The organism is Neobacillus sp. Fa239, assembly GCF_055395235.1.
In genome coordinates, this window is the sequence record NZ_AP041611.1 from 29,843 (window position 1) to 37,500 (window position 7,658).

The following is a 7,658-nucleotide window of genomic DNA, read 5'->3' on the forward strand; positions in this document are numbered from 1 at the left end:
CGAAAAAAGACCTATTGTTACAATATGTTTTAATTCAATAGGGTACATTACTTACCTTCATATATCCTCGATAATAGGGTTCGAGAGTCTCTACCGGGTCGCCGTAAATGGCCTGACTATGAAGGCAGATATTTTTTAGTTAAGCGTTTTTGCGAGAAAACTAGAATTCTGCCTTCCTGACTTTTACGGAAAGAAGAATACTAGTTTTCTTTTTTTATTATTGTTTTTTCAATTGAAGTAAAAACTAATCCTAAAAAAGAGGTGGCCGCTTTGACAAATATGCAAGATATGATTGTTGTTTTAGACTTTGGAAGCCAATATAATCAGCTCATCACACGCCGGATTCGTGAGTTTGGAATCTACAGTGAGCTTCATCCCCATACGATTACAGTGGAGGAGATCAAGAAATTAAATCCGAAAGGAATTATTTTCTCTGGTGGACCAAACAGCGTGTATGATGAAAACTCCTTCCGTTGTGATGAACGAATTTTTGATATGGGTTTACCGATTCTCGGCATTTGTTACGGGATGCAATTAATGACCGTGCATTTTGGCGGTAAGGTGGAAAAAGCATCGCAGCGTGAATATGGAAAAGCGACGATGACTTTACAAAATCAGTCAGCACTGTATAAGGGATTGCCTGATGAACAGGTTGTTTGGATGAGTCATGGTGATTTAGTAGTGGAGGCGCCCTCTGGTTTTACGGTGGACGGAACCAACCCTACCTGTCCGATTGCAGCAATGAGCGATGAGGCAAGAAAGCTTTACGCGGTCCAATTCCATCCAGAGGTTCGCCATTCGGTTTATGGGAATGACCTCCTTAAGAATTTTGCCTTTAACGTATGTGGTTGCAGCGGCGATTGGTCGATGGAAAACTTTATTGAAATGGAAATGGCCAAAATTCGCCAAACCGTTGGGAACAAAAAGGTCCTTTGTGCTTTAAGCGGGGGCGTCGACTCTTCTGTTGTCGCGGTTCTAATCCATAAAGCAATCGGTGACCAACTGACCTGTATTTTTGTTGACCACGGATTACTTCGAAAAAATGAAGCGGAAAGTGTCATGAAAACATTTTCTGAAGGTTTCAATATGAATGTTATCAAAGTTGATGCAAGGGACCGTTTCTTGTCTAAACTCGAGGGCGTTTCAGATCCAGAGAAGAAACGCAAAATCATTGGCAATGAATTTATTTATGTCTTTGATGATGAAGCGGCGAAGCTGGAAGGCATTGAATTTTTAGCGCAAGGAACACTTTATACGGATATTATCGAAAGCGGTACGGCTACGGCCCAAACGATTAAATCCCACCACAATGTAGGCGGCCTGCCGGAGGATATGCAATTTACTTTAATTGAGCCATTAAATACTTTATTTAAAGATGAAGTTCGGGCGTTAGGAACAGAGCTTGGCATTCCTGATGACGTTGTCTGGAGGCAGCCATTCCCTGGTCCGGGGCTTGGCATTCGCGTGCTTGGGGAAATTTCAGAGGATAAGCTGGAAATTGTTAGGGAATCGGATTGGATTTTACGTGAGGAAATTAAAAAAGCCGGACTTGACCGAGAAATCTGGCAGTATTTTACTGTCCTTCCCGACATTCGCAGCGTTGGGGTAATGGGGGATGCCAGAACGTATGATTACACCATCGGCATTCGCGCTGTTACTTCGATTGATGGCATGACGTCTGATTGGGCGAGGATCCCTTGGGATGTCCTTGAAAAAATCTCAACCAGGATTGTCAATGAAGTGGCACATGTAAACCGCGTTGTTTATGATATTACGAGCAAACCGCCGGCTACAATAGAATGGGAATAAGAAAATAGAGGGAAGAAAATACGAACGTTTTTATTTTTAAAATAAAAAACGTTCGTATTTTTTATTGACAGATAACTTTGTCCTTGGTATGATATCAATGTACTAATTATTTGTCATATTGTGTCGTATAATCTTGGGGATATGGCCCAGAAGTTTCTACCGAGCTACCGTAAATAGCTTGACTACGAGGTGAGTTTGTATGGAAAAAAGGGTTTTATAAATCCTTTTCTTGTTTACATATGCCTTAAGTCAGCGCTCCGGTGGATAACGGAGCGCTTTTTTGAATATTTTAAGATTATACAAAGAAATAAATAGGAGGAAAGGGAATTGAAAAACTATTTTCGATTTGAGGAACTAGGTACAAGTTATCGTCAAGAATTTATTGGTGGTTTGACCACTTTCTTAGCAATGGCATACATCTTGGTGGTCAATCCGCTTACATTGTCACTAGCAAGCATTAAAGGCTTGCCAGATGCAATGAGAATGGATTATGGTTCCGTTTTTGTTGCAACGGCGATTGCTTCAGCCATTGGTTCTATTGTGATGGGGCTGCTCGGAAAATATCCTCTTGCATTAGCGCCGGGAATGGGGTTAAATGCATTCTTTGCTTATACAGTTGTGTTAGGAAGTAAAATCCCTTGGCAGCATGCTCTTGGCGCCGTTTTAATTTCGGGTGTTTTCTTCTTCCTTTTAACACTAACAGGGCTTCGTGAGAAAATCATTAACGCTATTCCTGTTGAACTAAAACATGCTGTTGGAGCAGGGATTGGGTTGTTCATTACATTTATCGGTTTTCAGGATGCGGGGATTGTTGTTAAAAATGATGCAACACTTGTTGGTCTAGGTGATCTTACAAAAGGTCCAGCTTTGCTCGCTATTTTTGGTATTATCATTACAGTCATCTTGATGACAAGAGGAATAAAAGGCTCCGTATTTTTCGGGATGATTATCACCGCTATTGTTGGTATGATTTTTCATTTAATTAAGGTTCCCACTGCAGTTGTTTCTACCGTACCAAGCATTAAACCAACATTCGGTGCTGTATTTTCATCCTTTGGGGACAGCTCTTTCTGGTCAACAGGAATGATAGGAATTATCTTAACGTTTCTATTCGTTGATTTCTTCGATAATGCTGGAACACTTGTTGCAGTTGCAAACCAAGCGGGGCTAATGAAGGATAATAAGCTTCCTAACGCCGGAAGAGCATTACTTTCTGACTCGATTGCAACAATTGTAGGGGCTGTTCTTGGAACGTCCACAACTACTTCTTATATTGAATCGTCTGCAGGGGTTGCTTCTGGGGCGAAAACAGGATTTGCGTCTCTCGTCACGGCTGCTCTATTTATTCTAGCACTATTTTTCTTTCCTTTATTATCAGTAATCACAGCACCTGTAACGGCGCCGGCTCTTATTATTGTCGGAGTACTAATGGTTTCCTCTTTAGGGAAGATTGACTGGCAAAAGTTTGAAATTGCGGTTCCTGCTTTCCTTACCATCATAGTGATGCCGTTATCCTACAGTATCTCTACAGGTATTGCGATGGGCTTCATATTTTACCCAATCACTATGATCGTAAAAGGCCGCATTAAAGAAGTACACCCAATCATGTATTTCTTCTTCGTGATCTTCTTGATTTATCTTGTTTTAAGATAAGTATTTAAAACAACCGCCATAAGTCGCGGTTGTTTTTTTTTGGATTTTTGTCATATTTACTGTGGGAATAGTCAGAATTTGTCGTTGACTTCCTGTTTTGTCTCTTATACCATGAAAATACTAATGGTAAGCTAGGTGAAATGGGGAAAAGAAGCTTATGCCAAAATTACTTATTGAAAAGGTATTAAATAATAACGTATTGATTGCTGCGCACCCAGCCTATGAAGAAGTCGTGTTAATCGGCAAAGGTATTGGTTTTAACCGAAAGCAGGGCGATTTTATTGATACCGAAAAAGTAGAAAAACTATTTGTCCTAAAAAACGAAAAGGAACAAGAAAGTTACATTAAACTTCTTCCTTTTATTGATAATGAATATTTAGATGTCATTATATCTGCCATTGAATGGATCAAGCAACGAACCGATTTCACTCTTAATGAGCATATCCATGTTGCCTTAACAGACCATTTAATGTTTGCGATTACAAGAGCTAATCAGGGAATGGATGTCTCTAATCCGTTTCTGGTGGAAACAAAAGCACTTTATCGATCCGAATATGAAATAGCCTCAGAGGTTGTCGAATTAATCAAGGAAAAAACGGGGATTGCTCTGCCGGTTGGCGAAATTGGTTTTATCGCCCTGCATATTCATAGTTCGATAACCAATAAAAATCTTTCTGATGTGAATCAGCACTCACAGCTCATCAGCCGTCTGGTCGAAATGGTTGAGGAACAGCTTGCTATAACGATCGATAAAGAAGGAATTGATTATATGAGGCTGGTTCGTCATCTTCGTTTTGCGATTGAAAGAGTTATAAAAGAGGAGCGGGTAGAGGAACCAGAAAAAATATCTGCCCTCTTGAAAGAAGAATATCCTTTATGCTATAATCTTTCATGGAAGCTCATTAAGGTGATGCAGCAATCATTAAAAATGAAGGTTTTCGATGCGGAAGCAGTTTATTTAACGATGCATCTGCAGCGCCTTCAGAAAAAAATTAAATAGCCATTATTTTTTTACGTGTTACTGATACGATCAGGCATGAGTGAAAAGATTAATTGAAATGAAGTGTTAGGGGTAATCTACACCTATATCTTCATTTGATTAAACTTTTACTCATGCCTTTTTTGTTGTTTTTTAACAATAATGTAAACGCTTAATGAGCAGAAAATGGAAAAATGAGGAGGAAATTTTTATGTTTAAAAAAGCCTTTGGCGTCTTGCAAAAAGTCGGTAAAGCTCTAATGCTTCCGGTTGCAATCCTGCCGGCTGCGGGGATTTTATTGGCACTGGGTAATGCCCTTCAAAATCCAACATTACTTAACCTGGCACCGTTTCTTAATAATCATGGAGTTGCAATGGTTGCAAGTATTATGGAGCAGGCGGGTAATGTAATCTTCGGAAATCTTTCCTTGTTATTTGCAGTAGGGGTTGCAGTAGGGCTAGCTGGCGGGGAAGGTGTTGCCGGACTTGCGGCTATCGTTGGCTTCCTAATTATGAATGCAACGATGGGAACAGCATTAGGAATAACGGCTGACAGTTTACCGAAGCATCCGCAAAGCTATGCATCGGTTCTGGGAATTCCAACACTGCAAACAGGTGTATTTGGCGGTATTATCATGGGGATTATTGCAGCGACCATGTATAACAAATTCTTTGAAATTGAACTGCCATCCTATTTAGGATTCTTTGCTGGTAAGCGCTTTGTTCCAATCGTAACAGCTGTCAGTGCAGTTATTATGGGTTTAATTATGATTATCATTTGGCCGCCAATCCAAAACGGCTTAAATTATTTCTCCACCCACATGGTAGATGCAAACTTGACGCTTTCGGCATTTATTTTTGGTTTGATTGAACGTTCGCTTATCCCTTTTGGATTACACCATATTTGGTATGCTCCATTCTGGTATCAATTCGGATCTTATACAACAAAAGCTGGACAAGTTGTACATGGTGACCAAGTTATTTTCATGGCACAGATTAAAGATAACGTGAAGCATTTAACTGCAGGAACATTTACAACTGGTAAATATCCTTTTATGATGTTTGGTCTTCCTGCAGCAGCTTTAGCGATTTATCACGAAGCAAGACCTGAAAAGAAAGCGATTGTCGGCGGTCTCATGTTCTCAGCTGGTCTAACTTCATTCTTAACAGGTATTACTGAACCGATTGAATTTTCATTCTTATTTGTTGCACCAGTGTTGTTTGGTATCCATGCGGTATTTGCCGGATTATCCTTTATGATTATGCAGCTTTTAAATGTAAAAATAGGTATGACCTTCTCAGGTGGTTTAATTGACTACACATTGTTTGGTTTGATTAATCCGCAAACACATGCTTGGTTAGTCATTCCGGTTGGTTTAGTCTTTGCAGTTATTTATTACTTTGGATTCCGCTTTGCTATTCGTAAATTCAACCTTAAAACGCCAGGACGTGAACTGGAAGAGGAAGAAGACGCTACGACAGGAAATGTTCAAGCTAACGACCTTGCTTCCAATATTCTAGATGCGATGGGCGGTCAGAAAAACATTGCTCATCTAGATGCGTGTATTACCCGTCTTCGTGTTTCAGTTAATGACATAAAAGAAGTCGATAAAAACCAACTGAAAAAACTTGGTGCTGCAGGTGTCCTTGAGGTAGGTAACAATATTCAAGCGATCTTTGGACCACGTTCTGAAACCATCAAGGGTCAAATGAAAGATATTATGGCAGGTAAACGCCCTAGAGCTGTTGCTGCTGTAAAGGACCAAGCTGCACCACAGGCGGTTCAAGTGAAAGATGATTTTGTTGCTCCGTTAAAAGGTGAAATTAAAGCTATCACAGAAGTACCAGACCAAGTTTTTGCAGGCAAAATGATGGGTGATGGTTTTGCAATCGTGCCTTCCGAAGGGACTGTTGTATCGCCTGTTGATGGAAAAATCGTTAACTTGTTCCCGACAAAACACGCGATTGGTATTTTATCTGACAACGGACGTGAAATCTTGATCCATGTTGGAATCGATACGGTGAATTTAAAAGGTCAAGGCTTTGAAACATTGGTGGCTGAAAATGATACAGTGAAAAAAGGCCAGCCATTACTTAAAGTTGATTTAAACTATGTTAAAGAACATGCAACTTCCATTATTACGCCGATTGTCTTCACGAACTTGGCGGAAGACGAAAAAGTTGTCCTTGAAAAACAAGGTCATATTGATTTGAAACAAGCAGGAATTGTAAAAATTACGAAATAATAACAGCCGGCCTTTGGCCGGCTTTTATTTTTCATTCATATGGTAAACAATTATAATAATACTGTAGGAAAAGCTTTTAATGAGAGGTGGCAATTTTGCATATAAAAAAATTAGTCAAATGGTTTTTTGTTCCCTTTGGAGTTTTTCTGCTTATTATTATAGCTGCTTTCACTGTATTTGGAAGTACAGAGCATTCAGATTTAAAGGGAAGCACGGAGCAAAAGCTTGAAGCATTTATGAATCATAATAATTTAGATAGTCAATTTAACGGTGTTGTGCTGGTTGCAAAAGATGGAAAAGCCATTTTTGAAAAAAGCTATGGTTTTGCTGATAAAGAGGCTGGAACTCCGAATCGAATGAATACGCAATTCCGGATAGCTTCGCTGACGAAGTCTTTCACAGCTGTATCGATTCTTCAGCTTGAAAACAGAGGGAAATTAAAAACAACAGACCCTATTGGAAAATACATTAAAAATTTTCCGAATGGTGATAAAATCACCATCCATAACTTATTAACTCACAGTTCAGGAATTGCTGATCATTTAAAACTTACCGATACAACGAAGCCGATTACGATGGAAGCATTTATTGATTTAATGAGAAAACAGACATTGCTCTTTCCTCCTGGAACAAAGTATCAGTATTCCAACACAGGCTATATGATTCTTGCCTATATAATTGAAAAGGTTTCGAAAGAAAATTATATAACATACTTTCAAGACCATATTTTTAAACCTGCTGGAATGAACCATACTTATTTAAGGAAAATCGACGCAACAAATTTTGCAACTGGATATAAAAATATGAAAAAGGTAGTAGAAAAAGATGATGAAAGCCAGCTCGCAGGATACGGGGATATTATTTCAACCGCAGATGATATGCTGAAATACGATAATGCCATCCATAATAACAAGTTATTGCCTTCAAATGAGATTGATAAAATGGAGACAGGCTATATTGACAGTGCAACTG

5 protein-coding genes and 2 riboswitches (1 of these 7 cut by a window edge) are annotated in these 7,658 nt (G+C 39.2%); all 5 genes read left to right on the plus strand.

The features are described from left to right. Nucleotides 1-37: 37 nt before the first annotated feature. A riboswitch (purine riboswitch) is annotated at nt 38-139 on the plus strand. A 140-nt stretch (nt 140-279) separates the two neighbouring features. Beyond that, a complete protein-coding gene (guaA, locus tag ACZ5XR_RS00155; RefSeq protein WP_464502184.1) occupies nt 280-1,809 on the plus strand; it encodes a glutamine-hydrolyzing GMP synthase in 1,530 nt (509 codons plus the stop codon). Between the two features lie 103 nt (nt 1,810-1,912). Beyond that, nucleotides 1,913-2,014, plus strand: a riboswitch (purine riboswitch). A 122-nt stretch (nt 2,015-2,136) separates the two neighbouring features. Then, on the plus strand, nt 2,137-3,462 hold the full coding sequence (locus ACZ5XR_RS00160; protein ID WP_464499727.1) for an NCS2 family permease: 1,326 nt from the start codon (nt 2,137-2,139) through the stop codon (nt 3,460-3,462). Between the two features lie 157 nt (nt 3,463-3,619). Next, nucleotides 3,620-4,462, plus strand: a complete 843-nt coding sequence (glcT, locus tag ACZ5XR_RS00165) for a glucose PTS transporter transcription antiterminator GlcT (protein WP_464499728.1) — start codon at nt 3,620-3,622, stop codon at nt 4,460-4,462. 190 nt (nt 4,463-4,652) lie between these two features. Beyond that, nucleotides 4,653-6,686, plus strand: a complete 2,034-nt coding sequence (ptsG, locus tag ACZ5XR_RS00170; protein ID WP_464499729.1) for a glucose-specific PTS transporter subunit IIBC — start codon at nt 4,653-4,655, stop codon at nt 6,684-6,686. Between the two features lie 95 nt (nt 6,687-6,781). Next, nucleotides 6,782-7,658, plus strand: partial view of a serine hydrolase domain-containing protein gene (locus tag ACZ5XR_RS00175; protein WP_464499730.1) — the 5' portion only. It continues 251 nt past the right edge of the window; only the first 877 of its 1,128 coding nucleotides appear in the window; its start codon is at nt 6,782-6,784; the stop codon falls past the right edge of the window.